The 24,259-nt window shown below is 65.5% G+C and carries 23 protein-coding genes; 14 read left to right on the top strand and 9 right to left on the bottom strand.

What is annotated here, in order from left to right:
- Nucleotides 1-131 precede the first annotated feature (131 nt).
- The 9 genes from ACXAEK_RS02860 to ACXAEK_RS02820 all read left to right on the top strand — a co-directional run bounded on the left by ACXAEK_RS02860 (nucleotide 132) and on the right by ACXAEK_RS02820 (nucleotide 11,073).
- Nucleotides 132-3,059, top strand: coding sequence for an error-prone DNA polymerase (locus ACXAEK_RS02860; protein WP_475045168.1), 2,928 nt, complete (start codon nucleotides 132-134; stop codon nucleotides 3,057-3,059).
- 104 nt (nucleotides 3,060-3,163) lie between these two features.
- Complete coding sequence (locus ACXAEK_RS02855; RefSeq protein ID WP_475039813.1) at nucleotides 3,164-3,412, top strand: hypothetical protein; 249 nt, start codon at nucleotides 3,164-3,166, stop codon at nucleotides 3,410-3,412.
- On the top strand, nucleotides 3,409-3,867 hold the full coding sequence (locus ACXAEK_RS02850; protein ID WP_475039812.1) for a hypothetical protein: 459 nt from the start codon (nucleotides 3,409-3,411) through the stop codon (nucleotides 3,865-3,867). The genes ACXAEK_RS02855 and ACXAEK_RS02850 overlap by 4 nt, the downstream gene beginning before the upstream one ends.
- A gap of 100 nt (nucleotides 3,868-3,967) precedes the next feature.
- Complete coding sequence (gene gpmI, locus ACXAEK_RS02845; RefSeq protein ID WP_475039811.1) at nucleotides 3,968-5,485, top strand: 2,3-bisphosphoglycerate-independent phosphoglycerate mutase; 1,518 nt, start codon at nucleotides 3,968-3,970, stop codon at nucleotides 5,483-5,485.
- Complete coding sequence (locus ACXAEK_RS02840) at nucleotides 5,482-6,621, top strand: murein hydrolase activator EnvC family protein (protein ID WP_475039810.1); 1,140 nt, start codon at nucleotides 5,482-5,484, stop codon at nucleotides 6,619-6,621. The genes gpmI and ACXAEK_RS02840 overlap by 4 nt, the downstream gene beginning before the upstream one ends.
- A 7-nt stretch (nucleotides 6,622-6,628) precedes the next feature.
- Nucleotides 6,629-7,960 (top strand): S41 family peptidase, encoded by a 1,332-nt coding sequence (locus ACXAEK_RS02835; protein ID WP_475039808.1) that lies wholly within the window; start codon nucleotides 6,629-6,631, stop codon nucleotides 7,958-7,960.
- A gap of 584 nt (nucleotides 7,961-8,544) precedes the next feature.
- Nucleotides 8,545-9,186 carry a LysE family translocator gene (locus ACXAEK_RS02830; RefSeq protein ID WP_475039807.1) on the top strand — a complete coding sequence of 214 codons (642 nt, stop codon included), beginning with the start codon at nucleotides 8,545-8,547 and terminating at the stop codon, nucleotides 9,184-9,186.
- Nucleotides 9,187-9,268: 82 nt separating this feature from the next.
- Nucleotides 9,269-10,333 (top strand): bifunctional transcriptional activator/DNA repair enzyme AdaA, encoded by a 1,065-nt coding sequence (locus tag ACXAEK_RS02825; protein WP_475039805.1) that lies wholly within the window; start codon nucleotides 9,269-9,271, stop codon nucleotides 10,331-10,333.
- The gene (locus ACXAEK_RS02820; protein ID WP_475039804.1) at nucleotides 10,330-11,073 is read left to right on the top strand and encodes an isocitrate lyase/PEP mutase family protein; all 744 of its coding nucleotides are present in this window, start codon (nucleotides 10,330-10,332) and stop codon (nucleotides 11,071-11,073) included. Before ACXAEK_RS02825 ends, ACXAEK_RS02820 begins: the two co-directional genes overlap by 4 nt.
- 51 nt (nucleotides 11,074-11,124) lie before the next feature.
- On the opposite strand, the gene ACXAEK_RS02815 is transcribed toward ACXAEK_RS02820, so the two are convergent.
- From ACXAEK_RS02815 to ACXAEK_RS02805, 3 genes are all read right to left on the bottom strand, one after another.
- Complete coding sequence (locus ACXAEK_RS02815) at nucleotides 11,125-11,502, bottom strand: hypothetical protein (protein WP_475039802.1); 378 nt, start codon at nucleotides 11,500-11,502, stop codon at nucleotides 11,125-11,127.
- 11 nt (nucleotides 11,503-11,513) lie between these two features.
- The gene (locus tag ACXAEK_RS02810; protein ID WP_475039800.1) at nucleotides 11,514-12,275 is read right to left on the bottom strand and encodes a DUF6478 family protein; all 762 of its coding nucleotides are present in this window, start codon (nucleotides 12,273-12,275) and stop codon (nucleotides 11,514-11,516) included.
- 86 nt (nucleotides 12,276-12,361) lie between these two features.
- Nucleotides 12,362-13,159, bottom strand: a complete 798-nt coding sequence (locus tag ACXAEK_RS02805; protein WP_475039798.1) for a hypothetical protein — start codon at nucleotides 13,157-13,159, stop codon at nucleotides 12,362-12,364.
- Between the two features lie 180 nt (nucleotides 13,160-13,339).
- Between ACXAEK_RS02805 and ACXAEK_RS02800 the strand changes: the two genes are divergently transcribed.
- From ACXAEK_RS02800 to ACXAEK_RS02790, 3 genes are all read left to right on the top strand, one after another.
- Entirely contained in the window at nucleotides 13,340-14,230 is an 891-nt protein-coding gene (locus ACXAEK_RS02800) for a lysostaphin resistance A-like protein (RefSeq protein ID WP_475039796.1), read from the top strand.
- 63 nt (nucleotides 14,231-14,293) lie between these two features.
- A complete protein-coding gene (accD, locus tag ACXAEK_RS02795) occupies nucleotides 14,294-15,244 on the top strand; it encodes an acetyl-CoA carboxylase, carboxyltransferase subunit beta (protein WP_475039794.1) in 951 nt (316 codons plus the stop codon).
- Between the two features lie 112 nt (nucleotides 15,245-15,356).
- A complete protein-coding gene (locus ACXAEK_RS02790) occupies nucleotides 15,357-16,625 on the top strand; it encodes a bifunctional folylpolyglutamate synthase/dihydrofolate synthase (protein ID WP_475039792.1) in 1,269 nt (422 codons plus the stop codon).
- Between the two features lie 169 nt (nucleotides 16,626-16,794).
- Here the strand turns inward: ACXAEK_RS02790 and ACXAEK_RS02785 are convergent, their stop codons facing one another.
- The 3 genes from ACXAEK_RS02785 to ACXAEK_RS02775 all read right to left on the bottom strand — a co-directional run bounded on the left by ACXAEK_RS02785 (nucleotide 16,795) and on the right by ACXAEK_RS02775 (nucleotide 19,485).
- Nucleotides 16,795-17,700: a bestrophin family protein gene (locus ACXAEK_RS02785; RefSeq protein ID WP_475039791.1), complete on the bottom strand. Its 906-nt coding sequence runs from the start codon at nucleotides 17,698-17,700 to the stop codon at nucleotides 16,795-16,797.
- Nucleotides 17,697-18,773, bottom strand: coding sequence for a cell division protein ZapE (gene zapE / locus ACXAEK_RS02780; protein WP_475039790.1), 1,077 nt, complete (start codon nucleotides 18,771-18,773; stop codon nucleotides 17,697-17,699). The genes ACXAEK_RS02785 and zapE overlap by 4 nt, the downstream gene beginning before the upstream one ends.
- A 148-nt stretch (nucleotides 18,774-18,921) precedes the next feature.
- The gene (locus ACXAEK_RS02775; protein ID WP_475039788.1) at nucleotides 18,922-19,485 is read right to left on the bottom strand and encodes a carboxymuconolactone decarboxylase family protein; all 564 of its coding nucleotides are present in this window, start codon (nucleotides 19,483-19,485) and stop codon (nucleotides 18,922-18,924) included.
- Nucleotides 19,486-19,643: 158 nt separating this feature from the next.
- On the opposite strand from ACXAEK_RS02775, the gene ACXAEK_RS02770 reads away from it, so the two are divergent.
- Together ACXAEK_RS02770 and ACXAEK_RS02765 are read left to right on the top strand one after the other, a co-directional pair.
- Nucleotides 19,644-20,246, top strand: a complete 603-nt coding sequence (locus tag ACXAEK_RS02770) for a TetR/AcrR family transcriptional regulator (protein ID WP_475039786.1) — start codon at nucleotides 19,644-19,646, stop codon at nucleotides 20,244-20,246.
- 129 nt (nucleotides 20,247-20,375) lie between these two features.
- The gene (locus tag ACXAEK_RS02765; RefSeq protein ID WP_475039784.1) at nucleotides 20,376-21,623 is read left to right on the top strand and encodes an MFS transporter; all 1,248 of its coding nucleotides are present in this window, start codon (nucleotides 20,376-20,378) and stop codon (nucleotides 21,621-21,623) included.
- A 138-nt stretch (nucleotides 21,624-21,761) separates the two neighbouring features.
- On the opposite strand, the gene ACXAEK_RS02760 is transcribed toward ACXAEK_RS02765, so the two are convergent.
- The 3 genes from ACXAEK_RS02760 to ACXAEK_RS02750 are packed head-to-tail and all read right to left on the bottom strand — an operon-like array spanning nucleotide 21,762 to nucleotide 24,256.
- Nucleotides 21,762-22,691 (bottom strand): alpha/beta fold hydrolase, encoded by a 930-nt coding sequence (locus tag ACXAEK_RS02760; protein WP_475039782.1) that lies wholly within the window; start codon nucleotides 22,689-22,691, stop codon nucleotides 21,762-21,764.
- The gene (locus tag ACXAEK_RS02755) at nucleotides 22,688-23,605 is read right to left on the bottom strand and encodes an ornithine cyclodeaminase family protein (RefSeq protein WP_475039781.1); all 918 of its coding nucleotides are present in this window, start codon (nucleotides 23,603-23,605) and stop codon (nucleotides 22,688-22,690) included. The genes ACXAEK_RS02760 and ACXAEK_RS02755 overlap by 4 nt, the downstream gene beginning before the upstream one ends.
- Nucleotides 23,606-23,635: 30 nt before the next feature.
- On the bottom strand, nucleotides 23,636-24,256 hold the full coding sequence (locus ACXAEK_RS02750; protein ID WP_475039779.1) for an HAD family hydrolase: 621 nt from the start codon (nucleotides 24,254-24,256) through the stop codon (nucleotides 23,636-23,638).
- Between the last annotated feature and the right edge of the window lie 3 nt (nucleotides 24,257-24,259).

Genomic DNA, 24,259 nt, shown 5'->3' with positions numbered 1-24,259 from the left:
GCCGTGCAGGCATTGAAAATGCCTTTCGGCGGTTGGGCGTGGCGCCGCGCCGGCGCGCGGCGCGGGCGGCGTTTGCCGCAGGCCGTCCAGCAGGACTCCACATGAGAACAAAACGGGAATATCATGCGGGCATGTTTGCAGAATTCGCTTGCCTTTCGAACTTCACCTTCCTCACCGGCGCCTCCCATCCGGAGGAATATGCGGCGCGCGCGCTGGAGCTGGGGCTTGGCGCTTTTGCCATCGCGGACGAAAACTCGGTCGCGGGCATCGTGCGTGCCCATGCCGAATGCCGCGATATCGCGCGGCGGGTGCGGGAGCGGCAGGCCTGGGACCGCACACACACCCCCATCGGCCCGCCGCGCCCCGCAGATATTCCGCAACCCGCCTCCTTCCCGGTTTATGAAACCGTGCGGCTGATCCCGGCCGCAAAGCTGATCTTCACCGATGCGCCGCAGGTGATCGTGCTGCCCGTCAACCGCACCGGCTGGGGCAGCCTGACCCGGCTGCTCTCAACCGGGCGGCTGAGGGCGGAAAAGGGCAGCTGCACCTTGCATCTCTCCGACCTCCTGGAGTTTGCGGAAGGTCTCCACCTGCTGCTGCTGCAGCAGGCGCAGCATTTGCCCGGCGGCGCGGATGGATGGGGGCCGCATATGGACGCGCTGACGCGCCGCTTTGGCGCCCGCATGCACCTGTTGATGGCCCCCGCCTATGACGGCGGCGACCGGCTGCGCTTTGCGCAGCTGGCAGAGCTTGCCACCTATCTGAACCTGCCACCGCTGGCCAGCGCCGCGCCCAGGATGCACCACGGCAGCCGCCGCCGTCTGGGCGATGTGCTGAGTGCCATCCGCCTGCGCTGCAAGGTGGAGGAGCTGGGCCGCGCCGCCATGGCCAACGCGGAGCAGCGCCTGCGCTCAGGGGCCGAAATGCACCGCCTGTTCCGCGGCCACGAGGCGGCGGTGGCCAATGCCGCCCGTCTGGCGGAGCAGCTGACCTTCTCTCTGGATGAACTGCGCTATGACTACCCGGACGAGGGGCGCGAGAGCGAAACCCCGCCGCAGCGGCTGCGGCGGCTGGCCGAGGAGGGCCTCAGCTGGCGCTACCCGGGCGGCGCGCCGGAGCGGGTGCGGGCGCTGCTGGAGCATGAGCTGGCCCTGATCGCCAAGCTGAAATACGACCCCTATTTCCTCACCGTGCGCGACATCGTCGCCTTTGCCCGCTCCCGCGGGATCCTCTGCCAGGGCCGCGGCTCGGCGGCAAACTCGGTGGTCTGCTACTGCCTGGGCGTGACCTCCGTCAGCCCGGAACTGGGCACCATGGTGTTCGAACGTTTCGTCAGTGAAGCCCGCGACGAGCCGCCCGATATCGATGTCGATTTTGAACACGAGCGGCGCGAGGAGGTGATCCAGTGGATCTATGAACGCTACGGCCGCCACCGCGCGGGCCTCTGCGCCACGGTGATTCACTACCGCGGCAAACGCGCCATCCGCGAGGTCGGCCGCGCCATGGGGCTGACCGAGGACACGATCTCTGCCATGTCCTCGCAGCTCTGGGGCTTCTTCAGCAGCAAGGGGGTGGAGGCGGAGCGGATGCGCGAGATCGGGCTGGACCCGGACAGCCGCCGCCTGCAGCTGACCCTGCAGCTGGTGGAGCAGATCATCGGCTTCCCGCGCCACCTCAGCCAGCATGTGGGCGGCTTCATCATCACCCAAGGGCGGCTCGATGAGCTGGTGCCCATTGAAAACGCCACCATGGAGGGGCGCACGGTGATCTGCTGGGACAAGGATGACATCGACACGCTGGGCATCCTCAAGGTCGATGTGCTGTCTCTGGGGATGCTCACCTGCATCCGCAAGGCGTTTGATCTGATGCAGCAGCACCACCAGCTGGACTACAGCCTGGCCACCCTGCCGCCGGAGGACCCGGCAGTCTACAACATGCTGTGCCGGGCCGACAGTGTGGGTGTGTTTCAGGTCGAAAGCCGGGCGCAGATGAACTTCTTGCCCCGGATGCGGCCGCGCAATTTCTATGACCTGGTGATCGAGGTCGCCATCGTCCGCCCCGGCCCGATCCAGGGCGACATGGTGCATCCCTATATCCGCCGCCGCAATGGCGAGGAGCCGGTGCATTTCCCCTCCGACGCGCTGGGCGAGGTGCTGGGCAAGACCCTTGGCGTGCCGCTGTTTCAGGAGCAGGCGATGCAGATCGCCATCGTCGGAGCGGGCTTCACGCCGGAGCAGGCCGACCGGCTGCGCCGGTCGCTCGCGACCTTCAAGAAACACGGCAACGTCAGCGAATTCCGCAGCCTGTTCCTGCGCGGCATGGCGAAGAACGGCTATGACGCGGAGTTCTCCGAACGCTGCTTTTCCCAGATCGAGGGCTTCGGCTCCTACGGCTTCCCCGAAAGCCATGCCGCCAGTTTCGCGCTGCTGGTCTATGCCTCGGCCTGGATCAAATGCCACCACCCGGGGATCTTTGCCTGCGCGCTCTTGAATGCGCAGCCGATGGGGTTCTACGCGCCTGCCCAGATCGTGCGTGATGCCCGCGAGCACGGGGTGGAGGTGCGCCCGGTCTGCATCAACAACTCCTACTGGGACAACGTGATGGAGCCGGACGGCCACGGCGGCCTGGCGCTGCGGCTGGGGTTCCGGCAGGTGAAGGGCCTGCGGGATGAGGACGCCGTCTGGCTGACTGCCGCCCGCGGCAACGGCTATCACGAGGTGGAGGACGTCTGGCGCAAGGCCGGCATCGCGCCGCCGGTGATCGAGCGGCTGGCCGAAGCCGATGCCTTTGCCGTCCTTGGCCTCAACCGGCGCGAGGCCTTGTGGGCCGCCAAGGCAATCACCGCCCGCAAACCGCTGCCGCTGTTTGCCCGCGAGCTGGACGGTGAGGCGATCCATGAGCCGGAGGCGGACCTGCCGCAGATGGGGCTGGGCGAGGAGGTGGTGGAGGATTACGTCGCCATGCGCCTGTCCCTGCGGGCGCATCCGGTGGCGCTGATCCGGCATCTGCTGACGCCGCAGAACATGGGCGGCGGCGTGCAGGGCGGGCCGGGGAATTGAGTATTTGGGGAAAGATGAAAGGGGCAGGGCGTGGCCATTTTTACCTTGGTACCTTGATACCAAAGTTGAAGCACTTTATATCAACCCTCTGAAAGGAGGGCGTGATGAAACCTGTGACCCGTGTTCAAACCGGCCTGCGCCTGGAGGTGCGGCTGCTGAAGACCATGAAAGCGCTGGCGGAGTACCTGGATATCCCGGTAGCGGAGCTGGTCGAGGGCATGGCGCTGCACGCCTTTGAGGGCAAGGCGCCGTTCTCGGAAGAAACCCTGAGCAAGATCGAAGCGCTGCGGGCGGTTTACGGGCTGGACCTGACCGCTGCCGACAGTCACAGCCTGACGGAGGATCCGCAATGAGCGAACGCACAGACTATGCCGTGATGGCCGCGGAACTGGCTGCGGGCACGCTGCAGCCGCAGGGCTTCAGCCACCGGGCGCATCTGGGGGTGGCCTATGAAATCCTCTGCCGCCACGAAGTGTTCGAGGGCATGGCCATCTATGCCCGCGGCCTGCGCCGGCTGACAGAGGCTGCCGGGGTGCCGGAGAAATTCAATGCCACGGTGACGCTGGCTTTCCTGAGCCTGGCGGCGGAGCGGATGGCAACGGGGGACTATACGGACACGGATGCCTTTCTGGATGGCAATGCCGATCTGCTGCAACCCGGAATTCTGGGGCGGTACTATCCGGCTGAGGCACTTGGCAGTGATCTGGCACGGCGGGTACCTGTGCTGATGCCCAGGCCGCCGGGGCGCCGGCCCGAAACTGAGTATTTGGGGAAAGATGAAGGAGCGTTGCCGGGTGCGCGCGCCTGATAACGCCAACTGTGGCAGGAATGCTGGTTCACCCCGGCGCGGCAAGGCGCTAGAAGGCTTGCGAACCTTGCCCAACCTGCCCAGCCCCGGAGCCCGACCCATGACCGCACCCAAACCCGTTGTCCTGTGCATTCTCGATGGCTGGGGCAGCGGCGAGCCGGGCGCCGCAAATGCGCCGTATCTGGCTCAGACGCCCACCCTGGACCAGATCGCAAAGACCTGCCCGATGGCCAAGCTGATCACCCATGGCCCGGATGTGGGCCTGCCGACCGGGCAGATGGGCAACTCTGAGGTGGGCCACACCAATATCGGCGCGGGCCGGGTGGTGGCGATGGACCTGGGGCAGATCGACCTGGCGATTGAGGACGGCAGCTTCTTTGAAAACGCGGCGCTGCAGGACTTCATTGCCCGCCTCAAGGAAACCGGCGGCGCAGCGCATCTCATGGGGCTGGTCTCGGATGGCGGTGTGCATGGCCATATCAGCCACATCCTGGCGGCGGTCAGGGCGATCACGGATGCCGGCGTGCCGGTCTGGCTGCATGCGATCACCGACGGTCGCGACGTGGCGCCGAAATCGGCCTTCCGCCACTTCCGCAGGCTGCAGGAAAAACTGCCCGAAGCCGCGCGCATCGCCACCGTCACCGGGCGCTATTTCGCGATGGACCGCGACAACCGCTGGGAGCGGGTCAGCGAGGCCTATGATGCGATGATCCATGCCAAGGGGCGTCCCGGCCAGACAGCCCATGGTGCGGTGGACCATGCCTATAACCAGTCTGAGACGGATGAGTTCATCGCCGCCACCGTGCTGGCGGGATATGAGGGCGTGCAGGATGGCGACGGTTTCTTCTGCCTCAATTTCCGCGCCGACCGTGCCCGCGAGATCCTGCGCGCCATCGGCGAGCCGGGCTTTGCAGAGTTCGATACCGGCGCACGCCCCCGGCTGGCGGGGCTTTTGGGCATGGTGGAATATTCCGGCAGCCACACGGAATACATGACCACTTGCTACCCCAAGGCCGAAATCGTCAATACGCTGGGCGCCTGGGTCGCCAAGCAGGGCAAGCGCCAGTTCCGCCTGGCCGAGACCGAGAAATACCCGCATGTGACCTTCTTCCTCAACGGCGGCAAGGAGGAGCCGGAGGAGGGCGAGGACCGCTACATGCCGAAGTCGCCCAATGTGGCGACCTATGATCTGCAGCCGGAGATGTCGGCGCCGGAGGTGACGGCGAAATTCGTCGAGGCGATTGAAGCGGGCTATGACCTGATTGTCACCAACTATGCCAACCCCGATATGGTCGGCCACACCGGCGATCTGCAGGCTGCGATCCGCGCCTGCGAGGCGGTGGACCAGGGGCTGGCCCAGGTGGTTCAGGCGCTGGAGAAGGCGGGCGGCGCGATGATCGTCACAGCCGACCACGGCAATTGCGAGGTGATGGTTGATCCGGAAACCGGCGGCGCCCACACGGCGCATACGCTCAACCTGGTGCCTGTGGCGCTGGTCGGCGGGCCGCAGGACGCGCAACTGCGGGACGGGCGGCTGGCCGATCTGGCGCCGACAATTCTGGAACTGATGGGTTTGGAAAAACCGGCTGAGATGACCGGGGAGAGCCTGTTGTCATGATCCGGTGCGCGGGCCTGATCCTGCTGGCGCTGCTGGCGCTGCTGGCCGCGCCGCTGCAGGCGGCAGATCCGGCGGGGGCCGCGCGCGAGGCGGCCGCGCAGCTGGAGATGGCCTCTGTCAAGCTGCAGGAGGCCGGCAGCTCCCGCGACCGGGTGAAGGCGCTGACCGCCACCGTGCAGGCCTTTGAGGCAGGGCTGGCGGCGATGCGTGACGGCTTGCGCAGGGTGGCGCGGCGCGAAACGCAGCTGAGTGCGCAATTGGCGGCCCGGCAGGAGGAAGTCTCGGGCCTGCTGGGCATCATCCAGACCATTGAAACCTCGCCGCCGCCGGTTCTGATGGTGCATCCCTCCGGGCCTTTGGGCGCGGCGCGCTCGGCCATGATGCTGGCGGAGGTGACGCCGGCGCTGCAGGCCCGGGCGCAGACGCTGAAGGCGGATCTGGAAGAGGTGCAGTCCCTGCGGATGCTGCAGCAGAACGCGGCCCGGACGCTGGAAGAGGGGCTGGCCGGGGTGCAGGCCGCGCGGGTGCAGCTGTCCACCGCCATTGCCGACCGCACCACCCTGCCGAAACGCTTTACTGCCGATCCGGTGCGCACCGCGATCCTGATTTCCTCGACCGAGACGCTGTCGGGCTTTGCTGACGGGCTGGCCGAGATTGCCGGCGGCGAGATTGCCGAAACCAGCGCCGACATCAGCGATCTGCGCGGCTCCCTGCCGCTGCCGGTCGAGGGGCTGGTGCTGCGCGGCTATGGCGAACGCGATGCCGCGGGCATTGCCCGCCCGGGCCTGCTGATCGCTGCGCGGCCTCGCGCTCTGGTCACCGCACCCACGGCGGCCACCATCCGCTACCGCGGGCCGCTCTTGGACCTTGGCAATGTGGTGATTCTGGAGCCGCAGCCGGAAACCCTGTTTGTGCTGTCGGGCCTGGCCGAGGTGTTCGGCGAGGCGGGGCAGGTGATCCCCGAGGGTACCCCCGTTGGCCTGATGAGCGGAGAAAATCCGGAACCGGACGCAATTCTGTCACTTAGCGGTGAAGGGGGTGGAACTGACCGGACAGAAACGCTCTATATAGAAGTGAGAATGGACAACAGCCCGGTGGACCCGGAAACATGGTTCCGCACTGGAAAAGGTGGATGAAGGCTTGATGAAAAAATTTGCGATGGCCGCCCTGGGCGGCACGCTGGCAGGGATCGTTGCAACAACCTATGTGGCAGGCCCCTTGCTGGCCCAGGAAGGCACGCGCGAGGCAAACGTCTATGAGCAGCTGGACCTGTTCGGCGATATCTTCGAGCGCATCCGCGCGCAATATGTCGAGGAGGTCGACGAGAAGGAGCTGATCGAGGCGGCCATCGGCGGCATGCTGACTTCGCTGGACCCGCATTCCAGCTATCTGTCGCCCGATGACGCCAGCCGGATGCGGGTGCAGACCCGCGGCGAGTTCGGCGGCCTGGGGATCGAGGTCACCCAGGAAGAAGGTTTTGTCAAAGTTGTCTCCCCCATCGACGGCACCCCGGCGGATGAGGCCGGCATGGAAGCCGGCGATTTCATCACCCATGTGGACGGCGAAAGCGTGCTGGGCCTGTCGCTCGATGAGGCGGTGAACCTGATGCGCGGGCCGGTGGGCTCGGAAATCGTGATCACCGTGGTGCGCGAGGGCGAGGATGAGCCGTTTGACGTGTCGATCATCCGTGACACCATCAAGCTGACCGCGGTGCGCGGCCGCACCGAGGGCGACACCGTGGTGATGCGGATCACCACCTTCAACGACCAGACTACGCCGAACCTGGAATCCGGTCTGAAGAAACAGATCGAGGAAGCCGGCGGCATGGACAACGTCAACGGCATCGTGCTGGACCTGCGTAACAATCCGGGCGGGCTTTTGACCCAGGCGATCAAGGTGGCCGACAGCTTCCTGGAGTCGGGGGAGATCGTCTCGACCCGCGGCCGCAACCCGGAAGACGGCGAACGTTTCAATGCCACCCCGGGCGATCTGGCCGACGGCAAGCCGATTGTGGTGCTGATCAACGGCGGCTCGGCTTCGGCCTCCGAGATTGTGGCCGGTGCGCTGCAGGACCACCGCCGCGCCATCGTGGTGGGCACCAAGTCGTTCGGCAAGGGTTCGGTCCAGACTGTGATGCCGCTGAAGGGCGAGGGCGCCATGCGCCTGACCACCGCGCGCTATTACACGCCGTCGGGCCGGTCGATCCAGGCGCTGGGCGTCAGCCCCGACATCGTGGTGGAACAGCCCCGCCGCACCGCTGCAGCTGAGGAGGAGGAAGGCTCCACCCGCCGGTCGCGCTCCGAAGCCGACCTGCGCGGCAGCCTGAACAACAATTCGCTGAGCGAGGACGAGATCCGCCAGATCGAAGCCGACCGCGAGAAGGCCGAGAAAGCCGCCGAGCTGCGCGAGCAGGATTACCAGCTGGCCTATGCCATCGACATCCTGAAGGGCCTGGTGGCGCTGGGGCCGAAATAAGCGCAAGACTGGTTGCAGCATGTAAAGGGGCCGTCCGCTGGGGCGGCCTTTTTTGTCTGCGGTCTGCAGGCCGGGGCAGAGCGGAGGCGGTGCTGAAAGGGGGCGTTGCCCCCTCAGGCCCTGCGGCCTTCACCCCCAGAGTATTTTGGACCAGAAAGAAGCAGCGGCGGCAGGGCTTGGTGCGGGCAGCACCATGAGCCGCCGGGCCCGGGCGGTTAGCTGTTGGCTGCTGCTGTCTATGCCGCGCGGTTCCCGTGAAGGGTGGCAGCGCTGCCGGGTGGAGGTGGACAGACCCCGCCGGGGGCCTGCTCGGACAGGATATCCTGGACGACCCCCTTTTTATCAGGGCCGGTCTCCGGGTGTTACGCAGGCAGCCTCACAGATGCCTGCGCCTCGTATCATGGCCCATGCGCGGGGCCATGGCGGGGAATCGCGATCTTTCGGGAGCATGGCATGGCGCGGTGAGGATTGCGTGAAGGGGGCGTACGGTGGGTACGCAACACCTGGGTGCGCGCCCGCTATCCGCTTGCCCGTGGCGGGCAGGCTGCTAGGGTCGCCGCGATTCGGAATTCAGGATGGCCGCCATGGATCTGCTCGCCCCGCTGATTGCCTATTCCATTGCCTTGTCGCTTGCCGCGGTCATTCCCGGACCGGGCGTGGCGGGGCTGGTCGGGCAATCGCTGGGCAGCGGGCTGAAGGTCTCGCTGGTGTTCCTGGCGGGCATTGCGCTGGGCGATGTGGTCTATCTGACTGTTGCCATCGCCGGGCTGGCCGCGGTTGCGCAGCTGTTCTCCGGCGCGCTGCTGGCGGTCAAGGTGCTGGGCGGGGCCTATCTGGTCTATCTGGCCTATAAGTTCTGGCGCAGCGAGGCGGGGCTGACGGCGGTTGCGGGGGCTGCGCAGCGCAGGTCGGCCAAGACCTTTCTGTCCGGGTTTGCGCTGACGCTGGGCAATCCCAAGACGATCATCTTCTACCTGGCGCTGCTGCCGGCCGTCATCGACCTGGAGGCGGTTGGCCTTGGCCAATGGGCGGCGCTGAGCGTTCTGACGGTGCTGGTGCTGTTTGCAACGCTAAGCCCCTATGCGCTGCTGGCTTCGGGCGCGCGGCAGCTGATGGCGCGGGGGGATGCGCTGCAGACCCTGAACCGTTTTGCAGCCGCGATCATCGGCAGCACCGGCGTCTTTATCCTGGGCCAGGCGGCAACGGCGGTTGCCCGGCGGGCATGAGGCCGGGGCAGATCAACGGGTTTTGAACATCAACGCCCGATCTTCGGCGCATAAGCGGGCCTTGCTGGTCTAAGCTCGCCGTATGATGTTTGACCTGCCTGATTCCCGGACCCTGTACCAAGCGCTGATCACCCGTGATGCGGCTTATGAGGGGCGCGCCTATGTGGGTGTCACCTCCACCGGTATTTTCTGCCGGCTGACCTGCCCGGCGCGCAACCCCAAGTTTGAGAACTGCCGGTTCTTTGCCACGCCGGGCGAGTGTATCGAGGCGGGCTTCCGGGCCTGCAAGCGCTGCAAGCCGCTGGCGGCGGCGGCCGGGGGTGATCCGGTGGTGCAGGACCTGCTGGCGCGGTTGGAGGAACGGCCCGCCTACCGTTGGGGGGAGGATGATCTGGTGCGGCTGGGGCTGGAGCCATCGACCGTGCGGCGCGCCTTCAAGCGGCATTTCGGCATGACCTTCCTGGAGATGGCGCGGCAGCGGCGGTTGCGCGAGGGGTTCACCGCCCTAAAGGCCGGAGAGCCGGTGATTGCCGCGCAGATCGATGCCGGGTTTGAAAGCGCCAGCGCCTTCCGCGCGGCTTTTGCGAAACTGGTGGGGATTGCTCCGGGCGCCTTCCGCAAGGATGCGCTCTTGCTGGCCGATTGGATCGACACGCCGCTGGGCGCGATGATTGCGATCAGCTGTGCCCACCAGCTGCATCTCTTGGAGTTTGCCGACCGCAAGGCGCTGCCGCGGGAGGTGGCCAAGCTGCAAAAGGCACAGCCCGGTGGGCTAGGCTTTGGGCGCCCGGCGCCGACGGAGCAGATCGCCGAAGAGCTGCGCCGGTTCTTTGCGGGCGAGGGCGCGGCGTTTGAGACCCCGCTGGCGCTGCACGGCACTGGTTTCGAGCGCGAGGTCTGGCGTTATCTGCTGACCATTCCGGCGGGGGAGACCCGCAGCTATTCGCAGATCGCGTGCGAGCTGGGACGGGCCTCCGCCACAAGGGCGGTGGCGCGGGCCAATGGCGCCAACCAGCTGGCCCTGGTGGTGCCTTGCCACCGGGTGCTGTCGGCGGATGGATCGCTGACCGGCTATGGCGGCGGCTTGTGGCGCAAGCAGCGGCTGATTGAGATTGAAACAGGCTACAAACAGAGGATTTCTGCATGACATATTCCGACCGCGCCCGCGCCTTTGCGGCGCTGCATCAGCCCGGCAACCCGGTGGTTTTGTATAACATCTGGGATGCGGGCAGCGCCAAGGCAATTGCCGGGGCCGGCGCCCAGGCGCTGGCAACCGGCAGCTATCCGGTGGCGGCGGCGCAGGGGTTTCCAGACGGTGAGCAGATCCCGCTGGAGTTTGTGCTGGGCAATGCCGAACGGATCATCGCGGCCACCGATTTGCCGGTGACGATTGACTTCGAGGGCGGCTATGCGCGCGAGCCGGAGCAGCTGAGTGCCAATGTGAAGCGGCTGGCGGAGACCGGGGCGGTGGGGCTCAACTTCGAAGACCAGGTGGTCGGCGGTGAGGGGTTCTACAGCATTGAGGAGCAGGCAGGCCGAGTGGCTGCGGTGCGGGCGGCGCATGCGGAGATCTTTGTGAACGCGCGCACCGATCTGTTTTTGAAGGAGAAAGATGCGTCCAATCATGCCGGGCTGATCGGTGAAGCGCTGGAGCGCGGTGCGGCCTATGCGGAGGCCGGGGCCAACGGGTTCTTCATTCCCGGCCTGACCGACCCGGATCTGATCGCCAAGGTCTGCGAGGCCAGTTCGCTGCCGGTCAACACGATGATGCGCGGCATCACGCTGGAGACGGCGCGTCAGGCCGGTGTGGCGCGCTGCAGCTATGGGCCGATCCCGCACGCCAGGCTGATGAAGGTTCTGGCGGAGCATTTCCAGGCGCTGGAATAGGCGGGTAAGAGCGCGGCGCGGGCGGTCAGGTTCTGCCCGCGCTGGTTGCGCTCAGGTCGTTTCCAGGCAGTGGCGGCGGAAGGCGCGTTTGAGCATGTCCAGCTCGGCGCGCAACAGCTCTACCTCGGCGCGCAGGTCATCCGCCACGGCCTCGCCCGCAATCAGGGTGAAATCACCCAGGCGGGTGCTGTCAGCCCCATCAAAAATCACAAAGGTCTGCACCCCGTCGGCCACTGCCTCAGCCGGAACCGGCACTGCAACCGTCCATTCGCCGCCCGCCTGGCCCTCGGTCAGTTTGACATCCTTGACCGGCTGGTCCTGGAACATCACGGTGATTTCCGGCCGGGCGCCGCTGGCAGGCGCATTGCTGATCTGGCCTTCCCAGATGCCGTTGCGGAAGCGGATTTTGGTCAGTGTCAGGTCGCTCATTCCGGGTCTCCTCAGATCGCCGCGCGGCGGTGGCGCGAGAAGGTCAGGTCGCGCAGGATCACCTGGTTCATATCCGGGGCCTCGAAAATCAGATCGAGCCAGATCTTCCCGATCCGCTTCTCGTTCATTTTGGAATAGGCCAGGTCGAACTCCACCACGATGTTCTTTTCCCCCTGCGGCAGCTCGCGCACGATCTGTTCGGTATTGGGGCCGTGCTGGATGTTGAGCCGGGCGAAGATTTCGATCGGTTTTTCCGATTCGATGATGCTGTCGATCCGCAACAGGTGCTGGCGGGTCATCCCCTCTGCGGCCTCAGGCGGCAGGTCGATCACCAGGGACAGGAAGGAGCCGTCGAACTGGAACACATCCATGCGCAGGCCAAAGGGGGCGAGATCCTCTTCGCGGGTGTTCCTGAGCTGGCGCAGGGTCAGTTCGGAATAGGCGCAGTCGTGGAACAGCTGCACTTCATCGCCGAGCCGGGCCTTGGGCGGGACCGAGGAGATGCCGCGTTCCGCCAGCGGGCCGCGCCACATTTCCGGGCGCCAGGACCAATCGGTGCCATGCGGGCGCGGAAAGAAGGAGGAACCGATCTGCGGCAGCGCCAGGCGGCCGTCGGCGGTGTGGATCAGCCGGTCCAGATGGGTGCGCAGCTGGCGGGCCTGGTTGCGCTGGCGGCGCAGCTCGGACAAGGGGGCGCGGGCCAACTCCTCAGCCGCTGCGCGCCAGCGGCGCAGGCTGCGCAGGTGCATCAGCCGGTCCATGATCCTGCCCATCGTGCTCTCTCTTGCCTGTTGTGCCCAGTTGCATGCTGCGCCCCGCCTTTGGCAGCGGGCGCCGGTGCCAGTGTAACCGCTGGCGGCTATTGAAATAAACCGGCAATCCGCTGGCCAAGCCCGCGTTTTTTGCGGGGTGCGGGCTGCGGCGCCGGGTCTTGCGGCGCGGCGGCGGCGGAAACCGGCCGGGGCAGCGGCCGCAGAGAGTGTTTCGGCCCCTTGGGCAGGAGCGCGCCTGCCTGTTCCAGATCCGGCAGGGTGGAGGCCTCCAGCGTGCGGTGCGTGGCCTCGTTCAGGAGGGCCGCGCCGTGGCTGCCAAGCGCGCGGCTGTTTTCCGGTGCGTAAAGCGCCAGGGCGATCAGATGGCGGTCCAGCACAAAGGCGCCGCGCCAATGGACCGGGCTGGCGCCTTCGGCAACGGCGCCGGGAAGCTCCAGCCGGACCAGCGGCAGCAGCTGGTCTTCGCGGGTTTCCAGCAGCTTGGCGGCGGGGAACATGGCGGCAATATCGGCGGTCTGGGGGGCGGCGGCGTTCTGTTTCGCCGGGCCGATGGAGGCGGTGATAACGGCAGCATTGCGCGCGCCCAGCCAGCCGCTGCGGTCCATCCGCTTGCAGGAGGCGATCAGGGCAAAGCCGCCCGCGCTGTCAGAGGTGCTGCTGCGGCGGTCGAAGCAATAGGTTTCCGGCGCGGCCAGCAGCACATCGCCGCCAGCAAAGGACATCACCTGGCCGCTGAGGCGCGGTGCCGGGCTGGTGCTGCGGGCAGCAAAGGACAGGCCGCCGGGGGCCGGGCTGCATCCTGCCAGGGCGACGGCGGCCAGGGCGGCTGCCGCCAGCGCGGCGCGCCGTCTGGGCGTCTTTTTGCCGCCTGATGGAAAAGGCAAAGGTTTTCCGTTGCTTGATCTGCTCACTGCCGTCCCTGCCGGTGTTGTTTTTTACCAGATCCATACCGCCAGGGGCAGCGTTGCGGCAAGTGTGAAGCGGGGAGGAAGGGGCCTGGGTTGCCATGGCGTTGCAGCAATGCATAACGTGGCGCATCCGCCGCGGCCCGGTCAGGAGGACAAATGCAGCACAGGCACAGCTACAGGGCGCATGAGGCGCTGGTGCGGTTTGCCCGCGCACAGCCCGCTTTGTGGCGGCTGCTGCTGGGGCTTTTGCTGGTGGCCTCGGTCAGCCTTGCGATGACGGCGGCGCTGCAGGCGGCTGCGGCGGGGCTGTTTCCCGGCGCCTGGCTGCAGGGGCTGGCCGATGGCAGCAACCCGGGCGCAATGCTGCTGCTCTTGGGCAGTTTCGGCTTTCTGTCGCTGGGAGTGGCGATGGCGGCGCGGCTGTTCCACCAGCGCGGCTTTGCCACCGTGACCGGGCATCTGAAGCCGCTGGCCTGGCAGTTTGCGCGCGTCAGCCTGTACCTGATGGGGCTGACCCTGCTGATTCTGCTGCTGCCGCCCTACAGCATGGGGCCGCCGATGACCCCGAACCTGCCGTTCTGGACCTGGCTGGGGATCCTGCCGCTGGGCATTGCCGCGGTGCTGGTGCAGACCGGATCGGAGGAGATCCTGTTCCGCGGCTATATCCAGCAGGCGCTGGCGGCGCGGTTCCGCCATCCCGCGGTCTGGCTGCTGGTGCCCTCGGCGCTGTTTGCGCTGGGCCACTACCTGCCGGCCGAAGCCGGGCAGAACGCGCTGCTGATTGCCGCCTGGGCCGGGCTGTTCGGCCTGCTGATGGCAGATCTGACGGCGCGGGCCTGGCACTTCGGGCCGGCCATGGCAGTGCATTTCTTCAACAACGTCACCGCGCTCTTGCTGTTTGCCTCGCCCACCAGCCTGAACGGGCTGGCGCTCTTTCTGATTCCCTTTGATATGGCGGATGTTCAGGCCCTGCGCCCCTGGATGGCGGTCGACTTTGCGCTGATGGGTGTCAGCTGGCTGGCGGCGCGGCTTGCCATACGCCGCTGATTGCAATTGCGGCAAATGCGTCTTATCTGGGGGGCAAACCGCGCCCCCGGAGAGGCAAGCACTATGAACTGGATCACCAACTACGTCCGGCCCAAGATCAACTCGATCTTTTCGCGCCGCGAAGTGCCCGAGAACCTTTGGCAGAAATGCGATGAATGCGGCACCATGCTGTTTCACCGCGAGCTGAGCGACAATCAGAACGTCTGCACCAGCTGCGGCCATCACATGCATATCACCCCGCGCGACCGCTTTACCGCGATGTTTGACGGCGGTGTCTTTACTGAGGTCGCAGTGCCGGAGCCGCTGGCCGATCCTTTGAAGTTCAAGGATCAGAAGAAATACCCCGACCGGGTGAAGGCCGCGCAGAAGAAGACCGGCGAGAAAGACGCGATGCTGGTGGCCGCGGGCGAAATCGGCCGCACGCCGATCATCGCTGCCGCGCAGGACTTCTCCTATATGGGCGGCTCCATGGGCATGTATGTGGGCAATGCCATCATCGCCGCGGCGGAGGAAGCGGTGAAGCTGGGCCGCCCGCTGGTCCTGTTCTCGGCCGCCGGCGGCGCCCGGATGCAGGAAGGCATCCTGTCGCTGATGCAAATGCCGCGCACCACCGTTGCGGTGGAGATGCTGAAAGAGGCAGGCCTGCCCTATATCGTGGTGCTGACCCATCCGACCACCGGCGGGGTGACGGCCTCCTACGCGATGCTGGGCGATGTGCATATCGCTGAACCCAACGCGCTGATCTGCTTTGCCGGGCCGCGGGTGATTGAACAGACCATTCGCGAGAAGCTGCCGGAGGGCTTTCAGCGCGCCGAGTACCTGCTGGATCATGGCATGCTGGACCGGGTGACCCCGCGTACCGAGATGCGCCAAGAGCTGATCACCATCATCCGGATGCTGATGGGGCTGCCGCCGCAGGTGACGGGCGATTTGCCCGCACCGGAAGAGGAAGCGGCCGCCAAAGCCGCAAACGCGCCGGCGGATGGCGCAGTCAGCGAAGAAGCTGCCGAGTAATCCGGTTTAGATAGATACGCCTGGCCGAGAAGGCCGGTCAGCGCCCGTCCCTCCCAGGGCGGGCGCTGTTCTTTGCCACCTAAGACACTCTGACCTGACAGGACCCAGGCTGATGACCCAAACCTCCGACGCGATCCTCGCCCGCATGATGGCGCTGCACCCCAAGATCATCGACCTGACCCTGGACCGGGTCTGGCGGCTGCTGGCGGCCCTGGACAATCCGCAGGACAAGCTGCCGCCGGTGATCCATCTGGCAGGTACCAATGGCAAGGGCTCAACCCAGGCAATGATCCGCGCAGGGCTGGAGGGCATGGGCAAAAGCGTGCACGCCTATACCTCGCCGCATCTGGCGCGGTTTCATGAGCGTATCCGGCTGGCAGGGGAGCTGATCTCGGAGCCGCATCTGACAGAGGTTCTGGACGAGTGCTATGCCAAGAACGGCGGTGAGAACATCACCTATTTCGAGATCACCACGGTCGCCGGCCTCTTGGCGTTTTCGCGCACGCCTGCGGATTACACCCTGCTGGAGGTCGGCCTGGGCGGGCGGCTTGACGCGACCAACGTGATCACGCCCGAGGTGTCGGTGATCACCCCTATTTCGATCGACCATGAGCAGTTCCTGGGCAACACGCTGTCCAAGATCGCAGGCGAGAAGGCGGGCATCATCAAACGCGGCGTGCCGGTTGTGGTTGGCCCGCAGCCTGACGAGGCGATGGAAGTGATCGAGGCCACCGCCGCCCGCCTTGGCGCGCCGCTGATTGCCTATGGCCAGCACTGGCATGTTTGGGAAGAACGCGGCCGGCTGGTGTTCCAGGACGAGAACGGCTTGCTGGACCTGCCGCTGCCCGCATTGCTGGGCGCGCATCAGATCCAGAACGCCGGTGCGGCGCTGGCGGCGCTGCGCCATCTGGGTGCCGATGAGGCGGCCTGCGAGGCGGCGATGGCAAACGCCGAATGGCCCGCGCGGATGCAGAAGCTGAAGACCGGCCCGCTGATCGAGGCCGCGCCGCAGGCAGAGCTGTGGCTGGACGGCGGCCACAACGCCGCGGCGGGCATCGCGCTGGCCGACGTGCTGGCAAAACTGCCCGAGCGCCCCACCCATCTGATTTGCGGTATGCTGAACACCAAGGACGTGAGCGGATACATGGCACCCTTGGCGCCGCAGGCGGCGAGCCTGACTGCCATATCAATTCCGGATGAGATCAACACGCTGAGCGCCGAGGAAACCGAGGCCGCAGCCAAATCGGTGGGCATCGCAGCTGGCACGGCGGAGAGCACCCTGGCGGCGCTGCAGGCAATCATTGCCAAGGACCCGCAGGCGCGGGTGCTGATCTGCGGCTCGCTCTATCTGGCGGGCCATATCCTGCGCGAAAACGGCTGAGACTTGCACCCGTTGCGGGGGAGGCGCTCCCGCCCGGCTTCGATCTGGCGATCTCATCCCGCCCAGCCCGGCGCCTCTGACGCGGCGCCTCCCCTGTTCTTCTGGCAGGAAATATCCCGGGGGTGAGGCCAAGGGCCGAGGGGGCAGCGCCCCCTGACCCGTTCAGCCTCTAGTCCAGAACGTAGTCCACGGGTTCCAGCTTGGGCGGCACCTCGCGCCCCAAGGCATTACAGACCGAGATTTCCATCACCCGGCACATGGCGCTGAGCGGCACTGAATTGGCCTGCTTGCGGAACGGGTGCTCCAGCTCATGCGTGACCTCAGCCAGGCCGAAGAACACATAGGCCACCACCGCCGCCACCAGCGGTTCGAACCAGCCGGCGCTGTCCAGGAGGGCAAAGGGCAGCAGCAGGCAGTAGAGATAGGTGGTGCGCCAGACCAGCAGCGAATAAACGAAGGGCAAGGGCGTGGTCAGCAGCCGCTCGTTCCCGGCCTGGGCGGCGGGGAAGGCGGCGAGCCGTTCGGCCAGGGCGCGCTGGCCGAAACCGTCAATGCGGCCGTCCTCCGCCATCTCGCGCAGGCGGGTAGCGATGTCCCGCAGAGCGGCGTTGGGGCCGTTGGGGTCCTGCATCAGCTGCTCTGCCGCCTCCGGGCCGACCCAATGCTCCACCGTCTCCCGCACCTCGTCGCCGCGCAGCTGGGCGCGGTGCAGGTGGTGGAAGGCGAGGATGCGGGTCAGGATGAAGTCCTCGTCGGGGCCTTTGCCCGCGAAGATCCTGAGTTCCTGCGCCAGGCTGCGCACATCCGAGACCATGCGTCCCCAGATCCGCCGCGCCTCCCACCAGCGGTCATAGGCGGCGTTATTGCGGAAGCTGAGGAACAGCGACAGCGACAGGCCGAAGACCCCCATCGCGGCAATGGAAATCTGCGGCATTGCAAGAACATAGCGGTCCAGTACCAGCACCAGAAGCGCCCAGAGCGCGGCGCCGATGATATTGGGCAGGATGCGCGGCACCACCGATCCGTTCAGGATCAGGAAGATCTCCCGCCGCCGGGGCGTATCGCGGACGATCATGGGGTGTCGCTGCCCCAGTCCTTGTCCTGCATCTCGCGCAGGCGGGAGGCAGTGCGTTCAAACTCAAACGTGCCCTCGCCCTCCACATACAGCATTTCGGGCTGCGCCGCGGCGGAGCAGATCAGCCGGACCCTGGCCTCGTACAAAGCGTCTATCAGGGTGACAAACCGCTTGGCCTCGTTGAAGTTGTTGCGGGAAAGGCGCGGGATGTCTTCGAGCACCAGCACTTTCACCTCAGCGGCGATGGCGAGGTAGTCGCCCGGTCCCAGCATCTTGCCGCACAGGTCATAGAAGGTGGCGCGCGCCACGCCGTTGCGGAAGGCAGGCAGGGTGACCTCGCGGCCCTTCACCTCCAGCGTCAGAGGCTGCGCGGCGCCGCCGCCCGACAGATCCTGCCAGATCGCGCGGATCTGCGCCCGGGCCTCGCCGTCCACCGGGGTGAAATAGACCTGTGCGCCGGTCAGCCGGTCCTGCCGGTAGTCGGTGGCGCTGACCATTTCATGCACCGCCATATGCTCCTTGATCAGACCGATGAAGGGCAGGAACAGCTGGCGGTTGAGGCCGTTTTTGTACAGATCGTCCGGCACCCGGTTGGAAGTGGTGATTACGGTGACACCGGCGGCAAACAGCGCCTCGAACAAACGTCCGACGATCATCGCATCGGTGATGTCGGTGATCTGCATCTCGTCAAAGGCCAGAAGCCGCACGGACTCAGCCACTTCGGCGGCCGCCGGGGCCAGCGCGTCCTCGACACCGTCCTGGCGGGCCTGGTGCATCCTGGTGTGGATTTCCTGCATGAAGGCGTGGAAATGCACCCGTCGCGAGGGGATATCGCCGAGGCTGTCGACAAACAGGTCCATCAGCATCGACTTGCCGCGTCCGACCCCGCCCCAGAGGTAAAGCCCCTGCACCTGTTCATACTCCGCCTTGCGGAAGAAGCCGCGTTTCACTGGTGGCGCCATCAGGCCTTTGGCGATGCGGTCGAAATGAGGAAGGACGGCTTCCTGGGCCGGGTCGGGCTTCAATTCGCCCGCGTCGATCTTTTGCCGGTACAGCGTGCTCAAATGGGTCATGGCAAAGGGATAGCGCGGGGCGCGGGGGATGGGAAGCTAAGGCGGTGAATAATGCCGTGGCAGGCCGGGCAGCAATGGCCCGGCCTGTTGCATTCGCATTGCTTCAGCGATTGGCGGTGCTGGCAGAAAACCGGAACCGCTGCGCTTGTTATTCGGCCGCCTGGGCGGGGTGCCATTCAAAGGGCTGGAACATCTTGTCCACCGGAGTGTGAGCCAGGTGGTTGGTGTAGTTCGACATCACTTTCTGGGCATATCCCAGAATGACTCCCAGCATGTTGCGGGTGCTGAAACCGGCCGCGAGAAAGGCTTGCATGTCCTGTTCAGAAACATGGCCGCGGTCCCGCACCAGTGTCAGGGTAAAGTCGCGCAGGGCCTCAAGGCGGGCGTTGGGCAGCGGTGTCTGGTCGCGCAGGGCGTTGCTGATGGCATCATCGACTTTCATGCTTTTGGCGATGGCAGTGTGGGCCGGCACACAGTAGCCGCAGCCGTTTTCAACGTTGATTGCCTGCCAGACAACGGTGAGCTCCTCGGCGGTGAAGCCTAAGTCCACGAATTGCGCATGCACGGCATGGTAGGATTTCAGAAGTTCCGGGGCTTCGGCCATGACGGCATAAAGGCCGGGAATGGCGCCATAGGCCTTCTTGGCGTTTTCCAGAAGTTTCCGGCTGGCTTCGGGGGCGGTGGTTTCGTCGTGCATTGTGAAAGTGGTCATCTTGGATCCCGTGGTTGGCAAAGTTGCGTCTTGTCCGGGCAATATGGGAAATTTGAGTGATCGCTCAATAAGGGAATTTGAGTTATCACTCAAATGTGACATGCAGGGGTTTCATTAGCGGCAAGACAAAGCGGGAAATCTGGCGTATTCATCGGGTCATGCCACGCGCGCAGCCATATGACCGTGATGCCGCATTGGACGCGGCGCTGATCCTCTTCTGGCGAAAAGGGTATTACGCGACGTCGTTGAAAGACATCGAAGCAGCGTTGAATATGAAGCCAGGGAGCATCTATGCAGCCTTTAACAGCAAGGAAACGCTGTTTGGCCTGACACTGGAGCGGTATTTTGGCAAACAGCGCGCGGAGTTTGTCTCCACGTTGAAAGCGGCGGACTCACCGCTGCAGGGGCTGGCGGAATATCTGCGCCGCTTTGCCCGGCTGCCGCTGGATGATCCGCAGCGCAGCAGCTGCATGCTGGTCAAGACGCTTCTTGGCGCAACCGAGCAGGATGCCAGGCTGGGGGAGCTTGCAGGGCAGTACATCGATCAGATGATTGCCGAAATGACTGCAGCGTTTGAGCAGGCAAAGCAGATTGGAGAGTTGCCCGGGGAGGCTGATGCAGATTATTTGGCGCGCCGGTACCAGGCTGATCTGACTGCCTTGGGGTTTGAGGCCTCCCGGCGGATCAGCCGCGAGGAACTGGCGGTTTCAGCCGAGGAGCTGGCGCAGAGAATTGAGGCCATGCGCGTGAAGCAGGCCTAGGTTTCCCGGGATCTTGCGGACCGGCCGCGGTGCCTCGCATCAAATTTTCTTAATGATGCGCGCAAAAATCCTGATTTGACCGGGCGGTAGATTTCCCTGAAAGTTCCGCAGCTTGTCAGGAGAGAGCTCATGGACCGTTCCGCGCCGCTGTTTACCCCCGTTCTGATCGTCGGCTGCATCATCATCATGGTGAGCTTTGCGGTGCGGGCCTCCTTCGGGGTCTTTCAGATCCCGATTGCCGAGGAGTTCGGCTGGCTGCGGTCGGAATTCTCGCTGGCGATTGCGATCCAGAACCTGGCCTGGGGCATCGGCCAGCCGATCTTTGGCGCCATTGCCGAGAAGATCGGCGACCGTAAGGCGATCATCATGGGGGCCATCGTCTATGCCGCCGGTCTGGTGCTGAGCGCATGGTCGACGACGCCGTTTGAGGTGCAATCCTATGAATGGCTGGTGGGCTTTGGCATTGCCGGCACCGGGTTCGGCGTGGTGCTGGCGGTGGTCGGGCGGGCAAGCTCGGACGAGAACCGTTCGATGTCGCTGGCGATTGTCACCGCGGCTGGCTCTGCCGGGCAGATCTTTGGCGCACCCACGGCGGAGTGGCTGCTGGGCTTTCTGCCCTGGCAGACGATTTTCCTGCTGTTTGCCGGCGTGGTGCTGGCACTGATTGCGCTGCTGCCCTTGATGCGCGCGCCGGAGGCAGCCTCCAAGGCGGAGCTGGAAGAGAGCATGGGCGCGATCCTGGTGAAAGCGTTCAAGGATCCGTCTTACACGCTGATCTTCCTCGGCTTTTTCAGCTGCGGCTATCAGCTGGCCTTTGTCACCGCGCATTTCCCGGCCTTTGTGACTGAGATGTGTGGGCCGATCCTGCCGGGGGGCGCGCTGCATTCGATCGGCATCACCACCACCTCGGCGCTGGGGGCGGCAGCGATTTCGCTTATTGGCGCGGCCAATGTGGGCGGTACCCTGCTGGCGGGCTATCTGGGCAAGCGGTATTCCAAGAAGTACCTGCTGGCGGCGATCTATACCGGGCGGACAATTGCGGCGGCAGCCTTCATCGTGTTCCCGATCACGCCGCTGAGCGTCATCATTTTCTCGGTGGCCATGGGGTCCCTTTGGCTGGCAACGGTGCCGCTGACCTCTGGCCTGGTCGCGCATATCTACGGCCTTCGCTACATGGGCACGCTTTACGGCATCGTGTTCTTCAGCCACCAGCTGGGCAGTTTCCTGGGCGTGTGGCTGGGCGGGCGGATGTATGATGCCTATGGCGACTACACCCTGGTCTGGTGGATCGGCGTCGGTGTCGGGGCGTTCAGCGCGATTGTGCATTTGCCGGTGAAGGAGCGGCCGCTGGGACCGGCGGCAGCTGCGGCGGCGTAACACAGATGGCCGCGTTATTGACGGGTGGCGGAACCGGGGCGCTGCCCGCCTCCATTGGGCCCGAACCAATGGCGCACCAATGGCAGCCCCCGGAGTATTTTCGGAAAGATGAAGCCCGATAGCGCCCGGCCGCGGCCGTCACATCAGCCCGCGGCGGTGGTTTGCCGCAATAATCTCCAGAACCTGTTCCGTGTGGGTATAGGGAAGGCCGTGGCCGGCGCCTGCGATCTCCTCCTGCCGGACGGAGCGGGCGCGCTCAGTCAGGCGGCCGGCTGATGTGGGCGGGATCACCGCGTCGTCCTGGCCCCAGATCGCCAGCGCAGGCACGCCTTTTTGGTGCAGGCTGCGCAGGTCTTCGGTGAAATCCCCGTTCAGAATGCCGCGCAGCGAGGCGAGCACGGCAGGGATAAAACCCTGAAAGCGGAGTTCCTGCTGCTGCAGGCCGGTGATGCCTGGGACCGAAGAGGGCAGGCTGCGTTCAGCCTCTGTGCTGCGGATGTGCAGGGATGGGTAGATCGCGTGCATCAGCCAGTCGCCGATCAGCGGCACGTGGCGGATGATCTGTGTCAGCCGTCCAGGGCTGGGGCTGAAGCCGGCCGGCGCCAGCAGGATCAGCTCGCGCAGGCGGCCGGGCTGGGCGGCGGCAAAGGCGGTGGCGATGGCGCCGCCCATGGAATAGCCGATCAGCGTGAAATCCTCGCCGATGTCCTGCTCTGCCAGCAGCTCCTCCAGCTGGGTCAGAAAGAAGGCGCGGTCCTGCGCCCCTGCCGGGCGGTCCGAGTAGCCGCGCCCGTAAAGGTCGTAGGTCAGCACCCGGTAGCCCATGGCGCCCAGCCCCTTGGCGATGCCGGTCCAGACAAAGGAGGGCGTGGTGAGGCCGTGCACGCAGACCGCCACGGGGCCGCGCAGGGGGCCGGTCCAGCGGTAGTGGGTCAGCCCGCCGGAGAGTTGCGCAAATTCTCCTGGCGCGTCCCGGCGGGCCTGGGCATTCATCACATTGCGCAGGCGCTCGCGCAGGAAGGGGGCGAGGGCGATGGCGAGGGCAGCAAGGAGCAGCAGCCAGATCATGTGCGGGCCTTCCATTTCTGCAGGATGTGGTGGCTGGTCATCAGGTCGAGATGAGCGCCGCCGCCGTTTTTGAACAGGGTGATCTGATCAGGGTCATAGGCTGGGAATTGGCTGAGGCGGTAGAAATCCGCTAGCACATCGCTGCGCTGGATGGTGCCCGCGGCGAGCGGGATCTTGAATTCGCCGATGTGGTCCAGGGTGGTATCGAAACTGTCGCTGTAGATCTGCGCGCGCCTGAGGGCCTCGTCGTCGGCCTCGCGCATGTCGGGGCGGTAGGCGCCGATCAGGTTGAGGTGCTGGCCGGGGCGCAGCCATGCACCCTGGATCACCGGGTTGGAGGACATGGTGCAGGTGATGATGATATCGGCGGTGCGCACCGCCGGTTCCAGATCCGGCGCGTGCAGGGTGCCGGGGTACTGGGTGCAGAGCTCCTCGGCCTTGGATCCGGTGCGGTTCCAGACCCGGATCTGCGCCTGCGGGAAACCGGCGCCGAAGGCCTCGATCAGGGATGCGCCGACGGTGCCTGCGCCAACGATCAGCACTTCTTGCGCTTGCGGATTGGCAAGCCGCAGCGCGCCCAGCAGGCTGTCGCCAGCGGTTTTCCACTTGGTCACCAGGTGGAAATCGACTAGCGCCTCAAGCGTGCCGTCCGCGTCGGAGTAGAGGCAGACGGAGCCGTTGATCATCGGTTTGCAGGCCTCCGGGTTGCGCGGGAAGACATTGGCGGTTTTCACCGCCAGGCCCATGCCGTCGATCCAGGCGGAGCGGCTCAGGAGCGTGTCGGACCCGCGGTAGAGGAAGGTGTCGCCGATCTCTGCCTTGGGCAGATCGTGGCTGGCGGCCAGCGCCTCTGTGAAGCTGACCCAATCGAGCAGCGCCTCACCCTCTTCAAAGCCTATGAACGGGATGGTCATGGGGGCGTTGTCCTCCTGTTGCGGGCCGTCTCAGGCGGCTTCCTGGTGTGTCAGCAGCCCCTCCTGCACCAGCCGTTCCGCGAAAGGCGCGGGGGCGGTGAACAGATGGGTCTGCCAGCCGCGCGCACCGGCGGCTTCGATGTTTTCGGGGCGGTCGTCGGTGAACAGCAGATGTTGCGGCGCCACCCCGGTTTCACGTTCGAGAATGGCATAGATTTCCGGTTCCGGCTTGATGCGTTTAAGATGCGCGGAGACAAATGTGCGGTCAAAGCTGCGTAAGGCGGGGTAGGCGGCGCAGGCGGTTTCGAACGTCTCGGCGCCGAAGTTGCTGAGGGCGAAAACGGGCGTGCCCTTGGCCTGCAACGCCTGCATCAGGCGGACGGAATGCGGGATTTCGCGCGGGACCATCTGCAGCCAGCAATCATGCCACCAGCGGATTTCCTCAGCCCATTCAGGGTGCTGGTCCGCCAGGGCATAGACACTGCCGCGGAAGGGGTGGCCGCGGTCGATGTTCAGGTTCATTTCCTCCAGCGGCACCTGTTCGAACAGCTGGCGGCGGCGTTGTTCGCCGATGCGGCTGTCGTAGAGGCGGTCCGGCTCCCATTCGATCAGCACACGGCCAATGTCGAAGACGACGGCGTCAATGGGCATGGG

The organism is Leisingera sp. ABM4_101, from assembly GCF_056158725.1.
This window is presented reverse-complemented; position numbering and strand designations above follow the sequence as displayed.

What these genes read in the sequence shown, in the direction of transcription:
- ACXAEK_RS02755 (WP_475039781.1), bottom strand. Translation starts at nt 23,605, where the DNA reads ATGACCATCCCGTTCATAGGCTTTGAAGAGGGTGAGGCGCTGCTCGAT.
- ACXAEK_RS02840 (WP_475039810.1), top strand. Translation starts at nt 5,482, where the DNA reads ATGATCCGGTGCGCGGGCCTGATCCTGCTGGCGCTGCTGGCGCTGCTG.
- ACXAEK_RS02860 (WP_475045168.1), top strand. Translation starts at nt 132, where the DNA reads ATGTTTGCAGAATTCGCTTGCCTTTCGAACTTCACCTTCCTCACCGGC.
- ACXAEK_RS02775 (WP_475039788.1), bottom strand. Translation starts at nt 19,485, where the DNA reads ATGACCACTTTCACAATGCACGACGAAACCACCGCCCCCGAAGCCAGC.
- ACXAEK_RS02825 (WP_475039805.1), top strand. Translation starts at nt 9,269, where the DNA reads ATGATGTTTGACCTGCCTGATTCCCGGACCCTGTACCAAGCGCTGATC.
- ACXAEK_RS02765 (WP_475039784.1), top strand. Translation starts at nt 20,376, where the DNA reads ATGGACCGTTCCGCGCCGCTGTTTACCCCCGTTCTGATCGTCGGCTGC.
- accD (WP_475039794.1), top strand. Translation starts at nt 14,294, where the DNA reads ATGAACTGGATCACCAACTACGTCCGGCCCAAGATCAACTCGATCTTT.
- zapE (WP_475039790.1), bottom strand. Translation starts at nt 18,773, where the DNA reads ATGACCCATTTGAGCACGCTGTACCGGCAAAAGATCGACGCGGGCGAA.
- ACXAEK_RS02815 (WP_475039802.1), bottom strand. Translation starts at nt 11,502, where the DNA reads ATGAGCGACCTGACACTGACCAAAATCCGCTTCCGCAACGGCATCTGG.
- ACXAEK_RS02830 (WP_475039807.1), top strand. Translation starts at nt 8,545, where the DNA reads ATGGATCTGCTCGCCCCGCTGATTGCCTATTCCATTGCCTTGTCGCTT.
- ACXAEK_RS02835 (WP_475039808.1), top strand. Translation starts at nt 6,629, where the DNA reads ATGAAAAAATTTGCGATGGCCGCCCTGGGCGGCACGCTGGCAGGGATC.
- ACXAEK_RS02855 (WP_475039813.1), top strand. Translation starts at nt 3,164, where the DNA reads ATGAAACCTGTGACCCGTGTTCAAACCGGCCTGCGCCTGGAGGTGCGG.
- ACXAEK_RS02770 (WP_475039786.1), top strand. Translation starts at nt 19,644, where the DNA reads ATGCCACGCGCGCAGCCATATGACCGTGATGCCGCATTGGACGCGGCG.
- ACXAEK_RS02850 (WP_475039812.1), top strand. Translation starts at nt 3,409, where the DNA reads ATGAGCGAACGCACAGACTATGCCGTGATGGCCGCGGAACTGGCTGCG.
- gpmI (WP_475039811.1), top strand. Translation starts at nt 3,968, where the DNA reads ATGACCGCACCCAAACCCGTTGTCCTGTGCATTCTCGATGGCTGGGGC.
- ACXAEK_RS02790 (WP_475039792.1), top strand. Translation starts at nt 15,357, where the DNA reads ATGACCCAAACCTCCGACGCGATCCTCGCCCGCATGATGGCGCTGCAC.
- ACXAEK_RS02820 (WP_475039804.1), top strand. Translation starts at nt 10,330, where the DNA reads ATGACATATTCCGACCGCGCCCGCGCCTTTGCGGCGCTGCATCAGCCC.
- ACXAEK_RS02750 (WP_475039779.1), bottom strand. Translation starts at nt 24,256, where the DNA reads ATGCCCATTGACGCCGTCGTCTTCGACATTGGCCGTGTGCTGATCGAA.
- ACXAEK_RS02800 (WP_475039796.1), top strand. Translation starts at nt 13,340, where the DNA reads ATGCAGCACAGGCACAGCTACAGGGCGCATGAGGCGCTGGTGCGGTTT.
- ACXAEK_RS02760 (WP_475039782.1), bottom strand. Translation starts at nt 22,691, where the DNA reads ATGATCTGGCTGCTGCTCCTTGCTGCCCTCGCCATCGCCCTCGCCCCC.
- ACXAEK_RS02785 (WP_475039791.1), bottom strand. Translation starts at nt 17,700, where the DNA reads ATGATCGTCCGCGATACGCCCCGGCGGCGGGAGATCTTCCTGATCCTG.
- ACXAEK_RS02810 (WP_475039800.1), bottom strand. Translation starts at nt 12,275, where the DNA reads ATGGGCAGGATCATGGACCGGCTGATGCACCTGCGCAGCCTGCGCCGC.